General features: G+C 38.2%; 15 protein-coding genes and 1 other RNA gene. 11 read left to right on the top strand and 5 right to left on the bottom strand.

Translation table 11 applies throughout. The annotated features are described in order from the left end of the window. Positions 1-6: 6 nt before the first annotated feature. A complete protein-coding gene (locus PT603_RS02835) occupies positions 7-762 on the bottom strand; it encodes a sulfite exporter TauE/SafE family protein (RefSeq protein ID WP_008238788.1) in 756 nt (251 codons plus the stop codon). A 66-nt stretch (positions 763-828) separates the two neighbouring features. Continuing rightward, positions 829-2,448 carry an ABC-F family ATP-binding cassette domain-containing protein gene (locus PT603_RS02830; RefSeq protein ID WP_008238786.1) on the bottom strand — a complete coding sequence of 540 codons (1,620 nt, stop codon included), beginning with the start codon at positions 2,446-2,448 and terminating at the stop codon, positions 829-831. Positions 2,449-2,634: 186 nt separating this feature from the next. Here PT603_RS02830 and PT603_RS02825 point away from each other — a divergent pair, with 186 nt between their 5' ends. Then, positions 2,635-4,053, top strand: coding sequence for a hypothetical protein (locus tag PT603_RS02825; protein WP_008238785.1), 1,419 nt, complete (start codon positions 2,635-2,637; stop codon positions 4,051-4,053). A 442-nt stretch (positions 4,054-4,495) separates the two neighbouring features. On the opposite strand, the gene fsa is transcribed toward PT603_RS02825, so the two are convergent. The 3 genes from fsa to ffs form a co-directional block, all read right to left on the bottom strand. Next, positions 4,496-5,149 carry a fructose-6-phosphate aldolase gene (fsa, locus tag PT603_RS02820; RefSeq protein ID WP_008238782.1) on the bottom strand — a complete coding sequence of 218 codons (654 nt, stop codon included), beginning with the start codon at positions 5,147-5,149 and terminating at the stop codon, positions 4,496-4,498. A 61-nt stretch (positions 5,150-5,210) separates the two neighbouring features. Beyond that, the gene (locus tag PT603_RS02815) at positions 5,211-6,014 is read right to left on the bottom strand and encodes an SDR family oxidoreductase (protein ID WP_008238781.1); all 804 of its coding nucleotides are present in this window, start codon (positions 6,012-6,014) and stop codon (positions 5,211-5,213) included. 100 nt (positions 6,015-6,114) lie between these two features. After that, an RNA gene (gene ffs, locus PT603_RS02810) (signal recognition particle sRNA small type) lies at positions 6,115-6,213 on the bottom strand. Positions 6,214-6,300: 87 nt separating this feature from the next. Here ffs and PT603_RS02805 point away from each other — a divergent pair. From PT603_RS02805 to PT603_RS02760, 10 genes are all read left to right on the top strand, one after another. Next, on the top strand, positions 6,301-7,344 hold the full coding sequence (locus PT603_RS02805; RefSeq protein WP_008238779.1) for a glutaminyl-peptide cyclotransferase: 1,044 nt from the start codon (positions 6,301-6,303) through the stop codon (positions 7,342-7,344). After that, entirely contained in the window at positions 7,345-7,737 is a 393-nt protein-coding gene (locus PT603_RS02800) for an acyl-CoA thioesterase (protein ID WP_008238778.1), read from the top strand. Positions 7,738-7,750: 13 nt separating this feature from the next. Further along, positions 7,751-9,301 (top strand): hypothetical protein, encoded by a 1,551-nt coding sequence (locus PT603_RS02795; RefSeq protein ID WP_040488657.1) that lies wholly within the window; start codon positions 7,751-7,753, stop codon positions 9,299-9,301. 72 nt (positions 9,302-9,373) lie between these two features. Continuing rightward, positions 9,374-10,183 (top strand): TrmH family RNA methyltransferase, encoded by an 810-nt coding sequence (locus PT603_RS02790; protein WP_008238775.1) that lies wholly within the window; start codon positions 9,374-9,376, stop codon positions 10,181-10,183. Positions 10,184-10,194: 11 nt separating this feature from the next. After that, positions 10,195-11,418: a M48 family metallopeptidase gene (locus PT603_RS02785; protein WP_008238773.1), complete on the top strand. Its 1,224-nt coding sequence runs from the start codon at positions 10,195-10,197 to the stop codon at positions 11,416-11,418. Between the two features lie 89 nt (positions 11,419-11,507). Next, a complete protein-coding gene (locus tag PT603_RS02780; RefSeq protein WP_008238769.1) occupies positions 11,508-13,715 on the top strand; it encodes a RelA/SpoT family protein in 2,208 nt (735 codons plus the stop codon). Positions 13,716-13,758: 43 nt separating this feature from the next. Further along, the gene (locus tag PT603_RS02775; RefSeq protein WP_008238767.1) at positions 13,759-14,223 is read left to right on the top strand and encodes a Fur family transcriptional regulator; all 465 of its coding nucleotides are present in this window, start codon (positions 13,759-13,761) and stop codon (positions 14,221-14,223) included. A 20-nt stretch (positions 14,224-14,243) separates the two neighbouring features. Then, entirely contained in the window at positions 14,244-15,515 is a 1,272-nt protein-coding gene (locus PT603_RS02770; RefSeq protein ID WP_008238765.1) for an adenylosuccinate synthase, read from the top strand. Positions 15,516-15,594: 79 nt separating this feature from the next. Beyond that, positions 15,595-17,430, top strand: a complete 1,836-nt coding sequence (locus PT603_RS02765; RefSeq protein ID WP_008238763.1) for an alpha-1,3-galactosidase-related protein — start codon at positions 15,595-15,597, stop codon at positions 17,428-17,430. 103 nt (positions 17,431-17,533) lie between these two features. Then, complete coding sequence (locus PT603_RS02760) at positions 17,534-19,162, top strand: OstA-like protein (protein WP_008238762.1); 1,629 nt, start codon at positions 17,534-17,536, stop codon at positions 19,160-19,162. Positions 19,163-19,182: the final 20 nt, after the last annotated feature.

The raw sequence follows: 19,182 nt of genomic DNA, 5'->3' as shown, positions 1-19,182 counted from the left end.
ATCAAATTATTCCAGCCCTAATATATTGCCCAAAACCACATTCAGCAAGGTGGTTACACCGATGATTAGGATAAGAATAAGCGATATCTTCTTAAAACTATCTTGGGAGATATGACTTAGAATGTATCTCCCTATATAGGTTCCCACTATTCCAATAACCAATAAAAAAGGAATATAGATAAGAACCTCTGAGGTCACATAGCCATTGATTACATATACCACAGATCTACTCAGATCCACAAAGAAATCGATAAAAGCGGAAGTGGCGATAAATGCATTTTTTTCCAGATTAAACGCCGCCATGGTTAGTCCTCGAATGGCACCTCCGGTTCCCAACATTCCGGCCACGAATCCAGACAATGCCCCTCCGGTTACGGCCTCTCTTTTATTGGCCTTTACTTTTAAATGTGAATTGATTAAAAACAATACACTAAGACCTATAAGAAATATCCCTAAACCTATCTCTAAATACGCTGCATCGATATAAGCACTTGCTATTCCTCCGACAATTACAAACACCACCGAAGGCCCTCCTATATACAGTAATAGTTTCTTGTCAAGGCCTTTTCTGAACAATGCAATCTTACTCAGATTACTCGACAAGTGGAAAAGAGCCGTTAGACCCAGTACCGTTTGAAAATCAAAATACATATTGGCTATGGGCACAAAAAAAACAGAAGAACCGAAACCTCCCACGGTTCCTATTACTTCTGCTATTAGCGCAAAAACGAGAAATAAAAAACTAAGATCTTTCAAGGCCATTGGTTTACTGCCCTAATATACCAAAAAAGCCTTCAAAACATGGTGATATTTGAAGGCTTTCCTATATTATTTTTGATACATTTTTTTTCGAAGTTCCTGTATGGATTTATCATCCATATAGTCATCAAATGAAAGGTAACGATCAATTACCCCACCTGGTGTTAACTCTATAATACGATTAGCTACTGTTTGTGCAAATTCGTGGTCATGAGTGGTGAAAAGTACTGTTCCTTTGAAATTTTTAAGGGAATTATTGAAGGCCGTAATACTCTCCAAGTCTAAGTGATTGGTAGGCTCATCAAGCATTAATACATTAGCGCGAAGTAACATCATTCTACTTAGCATACAACGTACTTTTTCTCCTCCTGATAGTACTCTACTTTTCTTTAAGGCTTCTTCCCCGCTAAAAAGCATTTTCCCTAAAAACCCTCGGATGTGTACTTCCTCGCGCTCTTCATCAGTCTTGGCATACTGTCTTAACCAGTCAACCAAGGTTAAATCATTATCAAAATACTTGCTATTATCTACCGGAAGATAGGATTGTATGGTAGTTACTCCCCATTGGAATTCACCTGCATCGGCCTGAAGCTCACCACTGAGAATTTCATAAAAAGCAGAAGTGGCTCTTGAATCTTTAGAAATTACCGCAACCTTATCGCCTTTGGCTAAATTGATATCCACATTTTTAAACAACAGATCTCCTTCTACCGAGGAAGCTAATCCATCCATATTCAGAATTTGATCACCTGCTTCCCGTTCTTGTTCAAAAATTATGGCAGGATAACGACGGCTTGAAGGCTTAATATCCTCAACTTTTAGCTTTTCCAACATTTTTTTACGAGAAGTAGCTTGTTTTGATTTCGCTACGTTTGCACTAAAACGCTGAATAAACTCTTGAAGCTCTTTTGCTTTCTCTTCCGCCTTTTTGTTTTGTTGTGCACGTTGACGTGCCGCTAACTGGCTACTTTCATACCAAAAGGTATAGTTACCACTATAATGGTTAATTTTTCCGAAGTCAATATCCGAAATATGCGTACACACTGCGTCCAGAAAGTGACGATCGTGCGATACCACAATTACTGTATTCTCATAGTTGGCTAAAAAGTTTTCAAGCCAGCCAATGGTTTCAAAATCCAAGTCGTTGGTAGGCTCATCCATGATAAGTACGTCCGGATTACCGAACAAAGCCTGAGCCAAGAGTACTCGTACCTTTAGCTTACCATCTAAATCACCCATAAGTGTGTAATGGTATTCTTCAGCAATCCCTAAGTTTGATAATAGTGCAGCTGCATCACTTTCGGCATTCCATCCATTCATCTCATCAAACTGCATCTGCAACTCTCCGATTCTATCTGCATTTTCATCAGAATAGTCTGCGTATAAGGCATCCATTTCCTTTTTAACCGCAGAAAGAACACTATTCCCCATAATTACGGTATCCAATACAGTATGCGCATCATGAGCGTAGTGATCCTGCTCAAGCACAGACATACGTTTTCCTGGCTCCAAAAAGATATGGCCACTGGTTGCCTCCATCTTTTTAGATAAAATTTTTAAAAAGGTAGACTTTCCTGCACCGTTGGCCCCTATAATCCCATAGCAGTTGCCTTGGGTAAAGGTGACATTCACTTCATCAAACAATATGCGCTTGCCAAATTGTACAGAAAGATTGGATACTGATAACATTCTAATTAAGTATTTATTTTGTGGCGCAAAAGTAACAAATAATGACCAATAAAACATCTAAATATCATTAACGTTTCCCTTATTATATTTAACGAGGTATTAACAGCAAGGTTTTGCATACTTGATTAGCTTTGTCTTACAAAAAGTGTATATTAGCCCACCTTATGCACTATTGGTAAAAGCATTATGATAAAAAAATTACTTTTTTTCTTTCCGGCTTTGGTTTTATTAGGATGTACTTCCGAAAAACATCCTTCCAATACATTTTTTGCCGGACAGATAATTAATCCTACAGATAGCATTGTAGTTCTTTTCAAAGGCGAAGAGCCTGTGGATACTGCTCGTTTGGATATTCATAATCGCTTTTCAATGTCTTTGAAGAAAATCAAGAGCGGCTTATACAATTTCAGTCATTTACCGGAATATCAATATGTATTTATCGAAAGTGGTGATAGTATTTTTGTACGTTTAAACACTCTTGACTTCGACGAATCCATTGTATTCATGGGGCGAGGTTCTGAAATCAACAACTTCCTTATTGACATGTTCCTTACGTTTGAAGAGGAAGAATCTCAAGTAAGTAGTTTTTACGCCTTGGAACCCATACCATTCAAATACAAGACGGATTCGTTATACCAATTAAAACGCAGCGAACTTCAAAACCTTATCACCTCTAGTAATTTATCTCCGGAGGCTATTGAAATCGCCAACGCAAGTATTGACTTCAATTATTTTAGCACTCAAGAAATATATCCCTACGCCCACCGTCGTAGAACAGGTTCAGAAACCCTCGATGTACTTCCAAATGATTTTTACGCCTACCGCGACCATATCAATTTTGACAATCCCAGGCTAAGTCACTACCGTCCATACTACAACTATGTCGTTATGTTAGTAAACAACCTATCCTATAACGATTGTCTAGGAGGTTGCCAAAATGAGACCCAAGAAACATCCAGACATTATCATTTTCACAAATTATCGCTCATTGATAGTTTAGCGAAGGAAAAACAGCTTAGAGACAATATGTTCCGAAATGCTGCCTATGCCTATGTATTTGACAAAAATAATTCTAACAAAGATTATCAAGAATACTTCAAGACGTTTCACAGTTACTCTAAGAACAACAAACACCATGAAGAAATTCAACAGCTTTTCAACCAGGTAATAGCGCTCCAACCGGGAAAACAACTTCCTAAAATTGCAATTGTTGACAATAATAATCTAACAACTTCATTTACTAAAGTCCTAGATGCACCTGTAAATGTATTCTACTTTTGGTCCATCAACCAAAAGAATCATATGAATAACATTCATAATAGAATTGCACAACTCAAACAGATGTACCCTAATACACATTTTATAGGTATCAATATCAACGAAAAGCAAGATGAATGGCTTTATGCAATTGCCGATACAAGAATGATGTTAAATAGCTCACAATACAGATGTGCTGAATCCAAAGATATGATGCGTCAGTTAGCCTTTAGCAACAACCTCAACAAAGCTATTATTGCCGACAACAATGGTATGATCATCAATGCCTTTGAAGGTATTTTTTCCAAAAGTCTGGAAAATACACTGGCCGAATATGCCCGAAAATAGAAGCCTACATTTCAATTTCATTTTATGTACCAAACAAAAGAATAATCTTAAGTTCAAGAATATTCCAAGTATTGATACTATCAAATGATACTATTATTATCAGGAAATACATTTTGTTTGGTATTGTCTTTGGCCAAACCTAGCTATACCGGGTTGTTTGAATTCTAAGGTGTATCGTGTAGATTTTCTCCCATCTTTAGGGCTAGTCAATCCATTTGAGGATGACGATTTTTCAGTAGCATGAAATGGATTCAGATTAGAATTCAACTACCTTCCGAAACAAATGGGCTAGTAATGCCTTAAAATAATTATTGATAAAAAAAGGGTTAGACTTTACTTATAGTCTAACCCTCGATATAAAACCTTACACACCTTACTTAGTAATGTGCTATCATTTCATTTCATTTCAGCTGTAGCTTATCATAAGCTACCAAATTGCTTCTTAATTCCCTTTTTGGTGATCTGCTAAGAATTGAGCCAAACCACTATCCGTTAAAGGGTGTTTAAGTAACCCTAAAATAGAAGACAATGGTCCTGTCATCACATCAGCACCTATTTTAGCGCAATGCAATACGTGCATAGTGTGACGTACAGAAGCTGCAAGAATTTCTGTTTCAAAAGCATAGTTATCATAGATTTGTCTAATATCCTCAATTAGGTTAAGACCATCTGTAGAAATATCATCCAAACGTCCAATAAATGGAGAAACATAGGTAGCTCCTGCTTTGGCAGCTAAAAGCGCTTGTCCAGCAGAGAACACCAAGGTGCAATTGGTTTTTATTCCTTTATCAGAGAAATACTTAATTGCCTTTACACCATCTTTTATCATCGGGATTTTCACCACAATCTGCTCATGAAGTTCAGCAAGTTCCTCTCCTTCTCTGATCATTCCTTCATAATCAGTAGCAATCACCTCTGCAGATACATCGCCATCTACAATATTGCAAATATCAACATAGTGCTTCAAGATATTATTACGACCTGTAATTCCTTCTTTAGCCATCAATGAAGGGTTGGTTGTAACGCCATCCAATACACCAAGGTCTTGTGCTTCTTTAATTTGATCCAGATTGGCAGTGTCAATAAAAAATTTCATTTTTTGTCGTTTAAGATATTAATTGAGTTGTTTTTATGAAAATGTGAATTTCTTTGCAAAGCTACAATTTATAATGATTGCTAAGTAGCTTTTCATACATTTTATCGGGTAGCAAACGCTTGAGTACAATGGAAAACTTCTGCATAAAAGCACCCACTTTATAATGAATTCGCGGATTGGATGTTTCAATTATTTCATGCACTTTTTGAGCCATTTTAATAGGATCACCTCCCTGATCAACATGGTCATTCATTAAGGAAAGTGTTTGTCCGTAAGGTGCATTGTATGGGGAGTTTTCAAGTAATGGTGCATGATAACGGCCTGCTGCAATATTGGTCGCAAAATCACCAGGCGCCACATTGGTCATTTTAACGCCAAAATCCTTTACTTCCATACGCATGGCCTCCGTGACCAATTCCAAGGCCCCTTTGGTTGCGGAATAAATCCCGCGATACGGCAGTCCCATATACCCGGCTATAGAAGTCACATTAATAATTAGTCCATTGCGCTGTTTTCTCATATGCGGCAATACCGCTTTAATCATAGCTATAGGACCATATAAATTGGTTTGAAATGCTTTGTGAATCTCATGTTCAGGTGTTTCTTCTATTGGCCCAGTGATACCAACCCCTGCATTATTAATCAATACATCTATTTTACCTGCTTTAAAAACCACCTCTTCTACACACTGTTGTATCGAGTTTTCATCGGTAACATCCAAAGCTACTAACGGAAAAGAACTTTGGGTTGTGCGGGAAGGATTTCTACTGGAACCAAAAACAGTATAGCCTTTTTCAGTAAGGTAATCTCCTATTGACTTGCCTATTCCGGATGATCCTCCGGTAACAAGAATTACTTTAGACATAGTTGTGAATTTACAGCAAAGAAACAACAAAAATAGTTATCAAGAAATCTGGAAAGAAAAGTTGCTGAAGTTCAAAAAAGTAGAAACAAAAGGGAATAAAAAATGGCAAGCTACCTACATCGCACCGCTACAACCACATACCTTTGCTGCGTTCCCGCCCTGGAGGATTCTGCAGGAGCTGGTCGTGTAGGACTTGCCGATGCAAAGATACAATCTTTTTAATTTTTAGCAACCATTTTACCATCTTAATTAAAATTGATACCTTGCCATAAACATTCAAAATATCATGCGTCTAGTTAATTCATTAGCAATCACAATTCTAGCAATAATTTTATTTTCATGTAATGGTTCCAACAAAGGAACCTCCTCTCATTTTTCACTTCAAATTGAAGGCAAAAAGAAATCTTTTCAAGAAAATGACACCCTAATTCCAGCTCTTAAAACCCCTAATTCTTCGCTATTGTCCAAGGTAGAATACAGTATTGACGGTACGGTATTACCTAGTGATGGAAAAACGGTGGTATTACAACATGTAAAACTGGGAAAACAACAATTAAAAGCCTCCTTTGTCTATGACGGTACTTCAGAATCCATTACCCACCCCATAGAAATCTTCGCCGAAAAGGCGCCTGAGGTGTATACCTATACCATCCTTAAAGAATACCCACACGATCGTAATGCCTATACCCAAGGATTGGAATTTTTAAATGATACCTTGTATGAGAGTATTGGACAACGAGGCAAATCAGCCTTGCGAAAAGTGGACTATCGTACCGGGGAAATACTAAAGGAAACCAAGTTATCAGACATTTACTTTGGAGAAGGAATTACTATTTTAAACAATCGTATTTACCAACTAACCTGGGAAGAAAATGTAGGTTTCATTTATGATCTCCATACCTTGGAAAAGACTGGGCAATTCTCTTACCAACAAAGTCGTGAAGGTTGGGGACTATGTACAGATGGCACTCAATTCTACAAAAGTGATGGTACAGAAAAAATATGGACCCTGGATGCCAACACTCTTGAAGAGAAGGAGTATATACAACTAGCCAGCAATAAGGCTTTATTTTCAAGAGCCAATGAACTTGAGTGGGTTGATGGGCTTATTTATGCCAACACCTATGGTAAGGATGGCATTATGATTATTAACCCGAAGAATGGCGCTATTGTAGGTGTCATAGATTGCCGTGGATTAAAAGAAAAGGTAACGCAACATCCGTATATCGATGTTCTAAATGGTATCGCCTATCATCCAGAGCGAAAGACATTTTTTATAACCGGTAAAAACTGGGACAAACTCTTTGAGGTAACCTTTCATAAAAAGTAAATGACAACCTTCACCCAACGCATAAGTGTAAGCTTTGAAGATTTAGATGAGCTGGAACATGTAAACAATGTTCGTTACTTGTTTTGGGTACAAGAAATAGCAAAGGCACACTGGCAATCCCTAGCCCCAGAAGCGCTTCAACAGGAATATCTATGGGTAGTGCTCTCCCATTATATAGAATATAAACATTCAGCGGTGCTTGGTGATGTAATTGAATTAAAAACCTATGTGGAGAAATCCGAAGGTGTCACCTCTGTACGTATCGTAGAAATGTTTCATGTGCCATCAGGTAAATTAGTAGTTAAAGCCACTACTAATTGGTGTTTATTACAAGCGGAGACCAAACGTCCTGCGCGTATTCCCCAATCCATTTATCAACTCTTTCACAATTGATATCTTCAGGTTTATGAGTAGGCATATTGGCATAATAATCATCATACTCACCATTGGTATCCTAAGCGGTTGTCGTAATGATTTTTCATTTGCCCCTAGTACTGGTAATTTATCATTTTCCAGAGATACGGTCTACTTAGATACTGTTTTTACCAATATAGGCTCTAGTACTTATACGCTAAAAGTGTACAATAAAAGTAAGACAGATATTGCCATTCCCATTATACAGCTTAAAAACGGAACCCAATCCCAGTATAGACTTAGTGTAGATGGAAGAACTGGAAACTCCTTTGAAAATGTAGAACTTCTTGCCAAAGACAGTTTATTTATCTTTATAGAAACCACCGTAGCAATTGAAGAGTATGCTCAAAACGCTACTGAGTTTTTATACACAGACGCCATCCAATTTGATTCGGGAGATTATCTGCAGGAAGTGGCTTTAGTAACCCTTATTAAAGATGCTATTTTTCTGTACCCACAGAAATATGAGGATGGTACTATTGAAAGTATCCTTTTAGGTCTGGACCAAGATGGAGAAGAAATCCGTATTGAAGGATTCACCTTAGAGGATGAAGAACTTCATTTCACCAATGAAAGACCATATGTTATTTATGGATATGCGGCTGTTTCAGAAGGTAAAACTCTTGTAATGGACCCAGGAACCCGTGTTCATTTTCACAATTCTTCTGGACTTCTCATTGGTCATCAAGGAAGATTAGAAGTTAATGGGGCTCTCAGTACCTTATCTGACGAAATGGAAAATGAGGTCCTGTTTGAAGGAGATCGACTTGAACCTGGTTACACGGATATACCTGGTCAATGGGGAACCATATGGCTTAGTGCCGGAAGTACGGCTCAGCTTACCAATTTAACCATTAAAAATGCAACGGTAGGGCTTTTGGCTGAAAGTAATACCAACAGCACTACTACTGATTTTTATCTCTCCAGGGTTCAAATTCACAACAGTGGGACCATTGGACTGTATGGCCTGAGCGCCCGATTGGAGGCGGTAAACTCCATCTTCGGAAACGCCGGACAAATTTCCTTTTACGGCCATCTGGGAGGTAGTTACCAATTTACCCACTGCACTTTTGCCAACTACTGGAATAAGAGTTTTAGAAATCTGCCTGCCGTTTTATTAGACAACTACCAAACTGCTGAAGACCAGAATACCATCTCTGTACCGCTGGAAAAAGCCGATTTTCGCAATTGTATTATTGACGGAACAAATCCGATAGAGATGTTACTGGAAAAAAATAGTTCAGCCGCTTTTAATTTTAAATTAGACCATTGCCTTCTGGCCTTCAATGACATTTCTGGGTTTTACTCATCGAATCCTCTGTATGATTTCTCTAACAGTAGTCTATACAACCAGCTCATTAGAAACCTAGATACAGACTTTAATGTCCCTGAGAAGCATGATTTTTCACTAAGAGAAACATCCATGGCTAGAGGAATCGGCAGCAGTGAAATTGCCTTGGAAACACCTACTGACATCAAAGGATACCCACGTTTACCCACCGTCGATGCCGGGGCCTATCAATTTAATCCCTTCGCAAATTAATTCGGAATTACGGGTAGCTACTGTAGTAAAAACAATACTAAAAACTGAGCCATATTTGTTATTTTTGCAGCTATGACAAAAGAAATTAGCAGTACTCAAAATCCATTGATCAAACAGCTTGTTCAGCTTACTGAAAAATCACGTGAACGCAGAAAAAACAATCTTTTTGTGATTGAAGGGGTCCGTGAAATATCACTCGCATTACAAGGAGGCTATTCCATTGAGACCTTATGTATTGCTCCTGATATTTGTACAGATGCGCATCGCAGTAAACTATTAACTACAGTGAGCCCGTCAACGGAAGTTATTTTCATTTCCACAGAAGTGTATCAAAAAATAGCCTATAGAACCACTACCGAAGGTGTTATCGCTATTGCTAATGCAAAAACTCAGGGGCTATCTTCCTTGAGTTTCAACAAGAAAAACCCATTGATTTTAATTGCTGAAGCGCCTGAAAAACCAGGAAATATTGGTGCTTTATTGCGAACAGCTGATGCGGCTGCTCTGGATGCCGTAATTATTGCCAACCCCCTTACGGACCTGTACAATCCAAATATCATACGATCTAGTGTGGGCTGTGTTTTTACCAATCAAATAGCAACAGGTACTACCCAAGAAATTATTTCATGGCTGAAACAGCAGGAAATCGCTACCTATTGCGCAGCGCTCTCTGCATCTGTTCCTTATCACTCAGTGGATTTTACCCAGGCCTCTGCTATTGTGGTGGGCACAGAAGCTACTGGTCTAAGTGAGACCTGGCTAGAACATTCAACCCAAAATATAATCATTCCTATGCAAGGTGCTATCGACTCTATGAATGTATCAGTAGCTGCCGCCATTATCACTTTTGAAGCCAAACGTCAACGTGGGTTTCAATCCTAATCCTATACCTTATGCTACTTCCAATTATTATCACCATACTGGTTGCCCAATTTCTAATAGACACTTGGCTAGACTACCTTAACGCTAAACGATTTAAAGATCCCATACCGGAAGTCCTAGGTGATGTATATGACCAAGAGGCCTATCTAAAATCACAAGACTACAAAATGGTAAGCTATCGATTTGGCCTTATTTCATCTTCTTTTTCATTAGTAACTACCCTCCTCTTTTTACTTTTAGGAGGATTCACCTGGGCAGATGAATTGGCCAGAAGTTTCACTTCACATCCCACTGTTATTGCACTTCTATTTTTTGCCATAGTTATGGGAGCTAGCAGTCTATTGCAGCTACCTTTTGACTACTACAGAACCTTCACCATAGAAAGCCAGTTTGGATTTAACAAAAGTAGTCGGGCGCTATTCTTTATGGACAAGGTAAAAGGACTACTTATTGGTGGTCTTTTGGCCGGGGTACTTCTTACCATTATCATGGCCTTTTACCAATGGGCAGGAACACATTTCTGGTTATATGCGTGGGCTATAATGGCCCTTTTCACCCTACTACTAAATACCTTTTACAGTCAATGGATTGTTCCGTTATTTAATAAACAAACTCCTTTAGAGGAAGGAGAACTTAAATCCGCCATTACTCAGTATGCGCGTACGATTGGTTTTGAATTGGAAAACATTTATGTCATTGATGGTTCTAAAAGATCCACTAAAGCCAATGCGTATTTTTCAGGAATAGGTAATACAAAACGAATTACCTTATTTGATACTCTAATAAAGGATCTTACTACTGATGAGATTGTTGCTGTCCTAGCCCATGAAGTAGGCCATTACAAGCATCGTCACATTATTTACAACCTTCTTAGTTCGCTCCTTATTACAGGGGTTACCCTTTGGTTGCTTTCCCTGTGTATATCTATTCCTGCTTTTTCACAAGCCATAGGAGTGGCAATACCGAGCTTTCATGCTGGTCTTATTACCTTTGGCATACTGTATAGTCCCATCTCTGAGCTTACCGGCCTTTTAATGAATGGGCTTTCCAGAACGTTTGAATACCAGGCTGATGCCTATGCTAAAAAGACCTTTTCAGAAACACCCCTGATTACGGCTTTGAAAAAACTATCCAAAAATCACTTAAGCAACCTCACCCCTCATCCATTTTATGTGTGGGTAAATTATTCACACCCTACTTTATTACAACGGGTAAACAACCTTCACAAGGGGTAATATTAGTGTCCCTTCCAAAAGCCATTAATAGGATTGTTTTGGCGATAAGAGTACTTGTGTGATAAAAAACTTTGCACTACATTTAAGATATGACTACCATAGATATTGAAAAAGAAAATAAAGCGATAGCAAAGGAATACAAAGAACTTCTTCGTATTAGTTATCAAATGCTTACCGATGAGGATAAAAAACTAATTCGACTAGCATTTGATACCGCAGTTGAAGCCCATAAAGATCAACGCAGAAAAAGTGGCGAAGCCTATATCTTTCACCCCATTGCTGTAGCAAAAATAGTTGCTTCTGAAATTGGTTTGGATGCGACCTCCATAGCTGCTGCCTTGCTTCATGATGTGATTGAAGACACGATCTTCACCTATGACGATATGGAGCAAAAATTTGGAACAACAGTGGCTAAAATTGTGGAAGGACTTACAAAAATTTCCAGTTTAAGTAAAGAAAAGGATGTTTCCCTTCAAGCTGAAAATTTCCGTAAAATGCTCCTCACCATGAATGATGATGTGCGGGTAATTATCATAAAGATAGCTGACCGCTTGCACAATATGCAGACCATGGGTTCTATGCCGGAACACAAACAGCTTAAAATAGCCTCTGAAACACTTTATATCTATGCACCACTCGCCCACCGAATTGGTCTGTATAATATAAAATCGGAACTGGAAGACCTAGGGCTCAAATATACGGAGCCAGCGGTATACAACGATATTCTAAGCAAGATTGAGGACAGTAAAGAAGAACAAAAGGAATATATACGTGACTTTACACAAATCATCAAAGATTCCTTAGACAAAGAAAGCCTGGAATATACCATCAAGGGTCGTCCAAAGTCCATCTTTTCCATCCGCAAGAAAATGTTAGCGCAAAATGTCAGCTATGATGAAGTATATGACAAATTTGCCATTCGTATTATTTACAAGAGTGACGCTGCCAATGAAAAATTCCTCGCTTGGAAAATTTATTCCATTGTAACCGATCACTTTCGCCCTAACCCGGTGCGTTTACGAGATTGGATTTCTTCTCCAAAATCAACTGGATATGAGGCCCTACACATTACGGTGATGGGACCAAAAGGGAAATGGGTTGAAGTTCAGATACGCAGTGAACGTATGCATGAAATTGCTGAAAAGGGATATGCAGCTCACTTTAAATACAAGCATGGAGATCAAAAAGAACAAGGAATAGATATCTGGCTGAACCGATTGCAAGAAGCGCTGGAAAATGCCGATGGAAGCGCTGTTGATTTTGTGGAAGAATTCAAACTGAACCTCTATTCTAAAGAGATTTTTGTATTCACTCCTACCGGAGACTTAAAATCATTACCTAAAGGTGCCACTCCCTTAGATTTTGCCTTTCATATACATACAGAAGTAGGCATGCATACCCGTGGTGCCAAAGTAAATAGCAAACTGGTTCCTCTTAGTTACGAACTAAAAAGTGGTGATCAGGTTGAAATTATCACCTCCGAACACGCCAAACCTAATGCCAGCTGGCTTGATTACGCTAAAACTGCACGGGCACGGGCACGGATAAAATCATCCATGCGTGAGGAGAAAAAAGAGGTGGCAGAAGAAGGCAAAGAACTGCTTCGTCGCAAACTTAAGCAATTAAAAATCACACTAAATGAAAAGATCGTAAACGATTTGGTGGTTTTCTTTAAATTAAAAACCAGCCTTGATCTTTTCTTTAGAGTGGGCATTGGTTCTATTGACAACCAGATGCTTAAAGATTTTGCTGCCAGCCGTAGCAATACATTTATAAATTTCTTTAAAAATCGTATTGGTAAAAAACAGCAAGCCCCTGAAGACATCCACAAGGACGAAATCACTTCAAAATACGATCTTTTGGTCTTCGGAAAAGAGGAAGAAAAACTCAATTACAAACTTGCTAATTGTTGCAATCCTATACCTGGAGATGACGTATTTGGTTTTATAACCATCAATGAAGGAATAAAAGTGCATAAAAAAGATTGTCCTAATGCTATTTCCATGCAATCCAACTATGCCTACCGTATTATTCAAGCTAAATGGATTGACTCCAGTCAGCAGGAATATACGGCCGTGATAAGTTTAGCAGGTCTGGACAATATGGGATTGGTAAGTGAGGTAACCAAAGTGATATCCAATAATATGCATGTGAATATGCGTAACCTTAATTTTGAGACCGATGGTGGCGTGTTTTCTGGCAAGATTACAGTGGTTGTGAAGAACAATACCATCTTAAAAAAGTTAATTGAAAATCTAAAAAAAGTGAATGGTATCGAGAAAGTAACTCGAATTTAATTATAAACACTATTTTTGTAGCTTAATACCAAGTTGTACTGGAATGACCCGCGAAAAAAATCAAGAAATCGTAAAAAATGTCTTTACCAAATTTTTGGAGGAAAACGGACATAGAAAAACACCTGAGCGCTACGCTATTATCCAGGAAATTTACGATAGTGAAGAACATTTTGACATAGAATCGTTATATATCAAAATGAAGAATAAGAACTACAGGGTTAGCCGTGCAACACTCTATAACACTATAGAATTGTTATTAGAATGTGGTCTTGTGCGCAAACATCAGTTTGGACATAATCAAGCCCATTACGAGAAATCATATTTTGACAAACAACACGACCACGTTATTTTAACCGATACCGGAGAAGTTATGGAGTTTTGTGATCCACGCATTCAATCGATCAAAAAAACCATAGAGGAAGTGTTCAATATCAAAATTCAAAATCACTCGCTGTATTTCTATGGAACCCGAAATACAGAACCATCATCTTCAGAAACAACAAACTAAACAGACATAAAGACAACAACATGGCAGTAGACTTACTACTAGGACTTCAATGGGGGGACGAAGGAAAAGGTAAAATCGTGGACGTCCTTACCAAAAACTACGATATTATTGCGCGTTTTCAAGGTGGACCAAATGCAGGTCACACACTGGAATTTGATGGAATAAAGCACGTGCTTCATACCATTCCTTCCGGAATTTTTCATAAAAATGCGGTTAACATCGTAGGTAATGGCGTGGTGATAGATCCTATCATCTTTCAAAAAGAAATTGAGAATCTTCAAAAATTTGATATCGATATCAAATCTACGCTTCTAATTTCAAGAAAAGCGCACCTTATTTTGCCAACTCACCGCCTATTAGATGCCGCTTCTGAGGCTTCTAAAGGGAAAGCTAAAATCGGTTCAACCCTAAAGGGTATCGGACCAACCTACATGGATAAAACAGGAAGAAACGGTCTTCGTGTAGGTGATATTGAATTGGAAGATTTTAAAGAACGCTACCGTACTTTGGCTGATAAACATGAAGCCATGATTCACTTCCATGATGTGGATATTCAGTATGATTTGGCGGAATTGGAAAATGATTTCTTTGCGGCTATAGAAGCCCTTAAAAAACTCACTTTTATCGATAGTGAAGAATATATTTTTCAAGCACAAAAAGAAGGTAAAACCATTTTGGCTGAAGGAGCTCAAGGTTCACTATTAGATATTGATTTTGGAACCTATCCATTTGTAACTTCATCCAACACAACCGCTGCCGGAGCGTGTACTGGACTTGGAATTGCCCCTAACAAAATTGCCGATGTGATCGGTATATTTAAAGCATATACAACCCGTGTAGGTAGTGGTCCTTTCCCTACTGAACTTTTTGACGAGGACGGTGAAACCATGGGACGTGTAGGAAATGAATTTGGTGCTACCACCGGTCGTAAACGTCGTTGTGGTTGGTTAGATTTAGTAGCTCTAAAATATGCCGTACAAATCAACGGGGTTACCCAACTCATCATGATGAAAGGTGATGTACTTAGTGGATTTTCTAAACTAAAAGTATGTACCGCATATAATTACAAAGGAGAGATCATTCAACACTTACCTTACAATATAGAAGCAGAAAATGTAACACCTGTATACACAGAGCTTAAGGGCTGGGAACAAGACCTTACCAAGCTTACCAGTGTTGATCAGCTGCCTAAAGAATTAATTGAATATATCGAATTCTTAGAAAATGCACTGGAAGTGCCTATCAAAATGGTTTCCGTAGGTCCTGACCGTACTCAGACCATCTTCAGATAATACATCAAACCCTTTTGTTTCCAAGCAAAAGGGTTTTGTTTCTTACCCCATTACACCATCTAAAATCACCTTAATTTTCATGAATTATTTCCTTAGCCTACTTTTAATTGTAACCGTATCAAACTCCTGTAGAAACACCACCCCTCATACCATCACTCTGGAAGATCCCACAACTACTTCTTCTTCAGATAAAGACTGGAGTCCCGTTGTAAAATCATTGCTGGATAATTTTAAATCAACTACTTCAAAGCAAGCTGTAGTAATCAAACTTCCAAAAGACACCTATCATTTCTATCCCGATAAGGCCTTCGAAAAAGAATTATACATCTCCAATCACGATCAAGATAATCCAAAAAAGGTCGCCTTTTACCTGGAAGATCTTCACAATGTAACCATTGATGGACAAGGAAGTCAACTCCTCTTCCACGGACGCATGATTCCTTTTGTATTAAAAAACTGTTCAAACATCCGCTTGCAAAATTTCTCCATAGATTTTGAATTACCTCAAATAAGGCAATTAACCATAAAACAGGTAGATTCTTTAAGGGAGTATGCCATCGCAGAACTTTCCCCTAAGGATCATTATAAAGTAGAAAATAATAAACTGGTCTTTACGGGCCTTGGTTACACGCTAACACCTTATACCTCTATGGTTTTTAATGAGGATAAAAGATTAGCCTATCGCTTTAGCGATGTTGAATTCAGCTCCTCAAGTATTGCAGAACAGTCTCCAAACCATTTTAAAATAACAGATTGGTCTTACCTTAAAAATGTAAGTGTTGGGCAGCGTATTGCCCTTAGAACCTATCACCGACCAACCCCAGGCATCTTTATTGACTATTGCCAAGACACCTTTTTAGATAATGTCACTGTGCATTATGCCGAAGGTATGGGACTGATTGCCCAAACCAGTGAAAACATCACCCTTAACAAATTCGCTGTTCGTTTAAAAGAAGGAAGTGATCGTTACTTTACCACCCAGGCAGACGCCACCCACTTTTCGGGTTGCCGAGGTCTGATAAAATCTGAATATGGTTTCTATGAAGGAATGGCTGATGATGCCATCAATGTGCATGGAACGTATTTAAAAATAATGGAGCGAATTGACAATCAAACGGTAAAAGCCGCTTATATGCATCCACAGGCATGGGGATTCTTTTGGGGTGAATCCGGAGATGAAGTACAGTTTATACGATCGAAGACTATGGAGTATGAGCATGCCCGAAACACTATCAAATCGATTACTCCAGCAGATTCACAAACCAATCATGGCGCTAAAGAATTTATCATTAGTTTTTCAACACCATTAGCCTCACATATTGGGGATGATAGCCATTGGGGCATTGAAAACCTCAGTTGGACTCCTGAGGTGATTTTCAATCATAATACCATACAAAATAACCGGGCCCGGGGTGCATTGTTTAGCACACCCAAAAAGGTAGTATGCGCTGATAACCTCTTTGATCACACCCATGGAACCGCAATTCTACTTTGCGGAGATAGTAATGGCTGGTATGAAACCGGCGCCTGTAAGGAGGTACTAATAAAAAATAACACCTTTATAAACGCGCTTACCTCCCAGTACCAATTCACCAATGCCATTATATCTATCTACCCGGAAATACCGGATTTAGAAAATCAAGAAAAGTATTTCCACTCGGGTATTACCATTGAAGATAACACCTTTCACACCTTTGACAAACCAATATTGTATGCCAAATCAGTTTCAGACCTGGTATTTAAAAATAATTTGATTCAAACAAATACGGATTTTAAACCCTTTCATTGGAACACCCATCGGTTTTACTTTGAAAAAGTAAAAAAGATACGGATTGAGCAAAATAAGTTTGACAAACCTCTGGATTCAAGTGATATATACCTAAAATTTTCACAAAAAGATGCCGTTAGCTTTTAATTAAAAATCAGGTTTCGTAAAAAGCTGTACTTTTGACATAATTTTTTTAAAATAGCCCTTGAACGCACTATTCAGATATACATTCGTTATTGCATTCTTTTGCATGTTAACTATACATGCTCAAGAGAAAAGAAAAATAGACATTATTTATGGAGGTACCTTTTCTAAAAACGAATTAAAGTACCCTGGCGCTTCTATTTTTAGCAGTGACGGCCAACAAGTTCAATTCCAACATCAAGGAATAGATGTTTGGTGTAACATGGCCATATACTACCAGGAACAAAATGTTGTCAAAGCCTTTGGAGATGTATACCTTCAACAGGGTGACTCCATTAAAATGAACAGTGCGTATATTGAATACAATGGAAATACAAAACAGGCTGTTGCCCGAGAAAAGGTGTCACTTCGAAATGAAACTACCACACTAACTACTGAAGAATTATTTTTTGACAGAAACATACAAGAAGTATTTTATAACAGTTTTGGTACGGTAACTGATCAAGATAATGTACTTACTAGTCAAAGAGGTCGTTACCTGCTAGAACCCAAAAAATACCAGTTTGTTTCAGAAGTCATCATAACCAATCCAGAATTTAATGTTTCTTCACAAGAACTCGATTACTATACAGACAGCCGAAACGCCTATCTCTATGGCCCCACCACCATTATTGGAGAAGATTATGTGATGTATTGTGAACGTGGATTTTACGACACCAAAATAGAACAAGGATATGGGGTTAAAAATACCCGTATTGACTATGACCAGAAAATCATCAAAGGAGATAGTGTGTTTTTTGATAAACAAAAACAATTTGCTGCCTCTACCAACAACATCCATATTTTAGATACGGTGAATAACGGTATTGTACAAGGGCACTACGCCGAAGTCTGGAAAGCACAGGATTCTATGTTTGTTACCAAAAAAGCAGTGGCCATTAGTCTTGTAGATAATGATTCTATGTTTATCCATGGAGACAAGCTCATGGTAACCGGCAAGGAAGGAGAACGAGTAATACGTGCCTTTAATAATGCTCGCTTTTACAAATCTGATTTAAGCGGTAAATGCGACTCTATACATTCCTCCCAAAAAACTGGAATTACCCAGCTTATTAAACGTCCCATCCTATGGAGTGGTGAAAACCAAATGACCGGTGACAGTATTCATCTGATCTCTAACCTAGAAACTGAAAAATTAGATTCCCTTAAGGTTATTAACAACGCTTTTATTATAGAAAAAGACACCCTCGGTGATGGGTATAATCAAACCAAAGGAAAAAACCTGTATGGAAAGTTTAGAGATAATCGTCTTTACGAAGTTGACATTGTCCAAAATACGGAAGTAATCTATCATATTTATGACGATAGTAATGTACTTACGGGTATTAATAAAACCATTTGTAGTGCGATTAATATTACCTTTGACAAGGATCAGAAAATAGAAGAAATAACCTTTATCCAAGATGCTGATGGTGAGATAACCCCAGAGGAAGATCTCCCAACCAATGCTCGAAGATTGCTTGGTTTTGTATGGTATGGGGAGGAGCGTATTCGTTCAAAAGAGGATCTCTTTGACCAGGATGACCTTGCCATTGAATTAGTTAAAATACGTGGAATAGACAACCCTATTGATATTGATACCGAAGAACAGCAACGTCAAGGAATCATACCTAAAGTAGACCCCAACAAACCATCTACCAATACTGCAAAAAAGCAAGTACCAAGCAAAGAATAAGTCTGCATAGCAGTAGTTGC

The organism is Imtechella halotolerans, from assembly GCF_028743515.2.
GTDB classification, from domain to species: Bacteria; Bacteroidota; Bacteroidia; order Flavobacteriales; family Flavobacteriaceae; genus Imtechella; species Imtechella halotolerans.
This window is presented reverse-complemented; position numbering and strand designations above follow the sequence as displayed.

What these genes read in the sequence shown, in the direction of transcription:
- PT603_RS02835 (WP_008238788.1), bottom strand. Translation starts at nt 762, where the DNA reads ATGGCCTTGAAAGATCTTAGTTTTTTATTTCTCGTTTTTGCGCTAATA.
- PT603_RS02830 (WP_008238786.1), bottom strand. Translation starts at nt 2,448, where the DNA reads ATGTTATCAGTATCCAATCTTTCTGTACAATTTGGCAAGCGCATATTG.
- PT603_RS02825 (WP_008238785.1), top strand. Translation starts at nt 2,635, where the DNA reads ATGATAAAAAAATTACTTTTTTTCTTTCCGGCTTTGGTTTTATTAGGA.
- fsa (WP_008238782.1), bottom strand. Translation starts at nt 5,149, where the DNA reads ATGAAATTTTTTATTGACACTGCCAATCTGGATCAAATTAAAGAAGCA.
- PT603_RS02815 (WP_008238781.1), bottom strand. Translation starts at nt 6,014, where the DNA reads ATGTCTAAAGTAATTCTTGTTACCGGAGGATCATCCGGAATAGGCAAG.
- PT603_RS02805 (WP_008238779.1), top strand. Translation starts at nt 6,301, where the DNA reads ATGCGTCTAGTTAATTCATTAGCAATCACAATTCTAGCAATAATTTTA.
- PT603_RS02800 (WP_008238778.1), top strand. Translation starts at nt 7,345, where the DNA reads ATGACAACCTTCACCCAACGCATAAGTGTAAGCTTTGAAGATTTAGAT.
- PT603_RS02795 (WP_040488657.1), top strand. Translation starts at nt 7,751, where the DNA reads ATGAGTAGGCATATTGGCATAATAATCATCATACTCACCATTGGTATC.
- PT603_RS02790 (WP_008238775.1), top strand. Translation starts at nt 9,374, where the DNA reads ATGACAAAAGAAATTAGCAGTACTCAAAATCCATTGATCAAACAGCTT.
- PT603_RS02785 (WP_008238773.1), top strand. Translation starts at nt 10,195, where the DNA reads ATGCTACTTCCAATTATTATCACCATACTGGTTGCCCAATTTCTAATA.
- PT603_RS02780 (WP_008238769.1), top strand. Translation starts at nt 11,508, where the DNA reads ATGACTACCATAGATATTGAAAAAGAAAATAAAGCGATAGCAAAGGAA.
- PT603_RS02775 (WP_008238767.1), top strand. Translation starts at nt 13,759, where the DNA reads ATGACCCGCGAAAAAAATCAAGAAATCGTAAAAAATGTCTTTACCAAA.
- PT603_RS02770 (WP_008238765.1), top strand. Translation starts at nt 14,244, where the DNA reads ATGGCAGTAGACTTACTACTAGGACTTCAATGGGGGGACGAAGGAAAA.
- PT603_RS02765 (WP_008238763.1), top strand. Translation starts at nt 15,595, where the DNA reads ATGAATTATTTCCTTAGCCTACTTTTAATTGTAACCGTATCAAACTCC.
- PT603_RS02760 (WP_008238762.1), top strand. Translation starts at nt 17,534, where the DNA reads ATGTTAACTATACATGCTCAAGAGAAAAGAAAAATAGACATTATTTAT.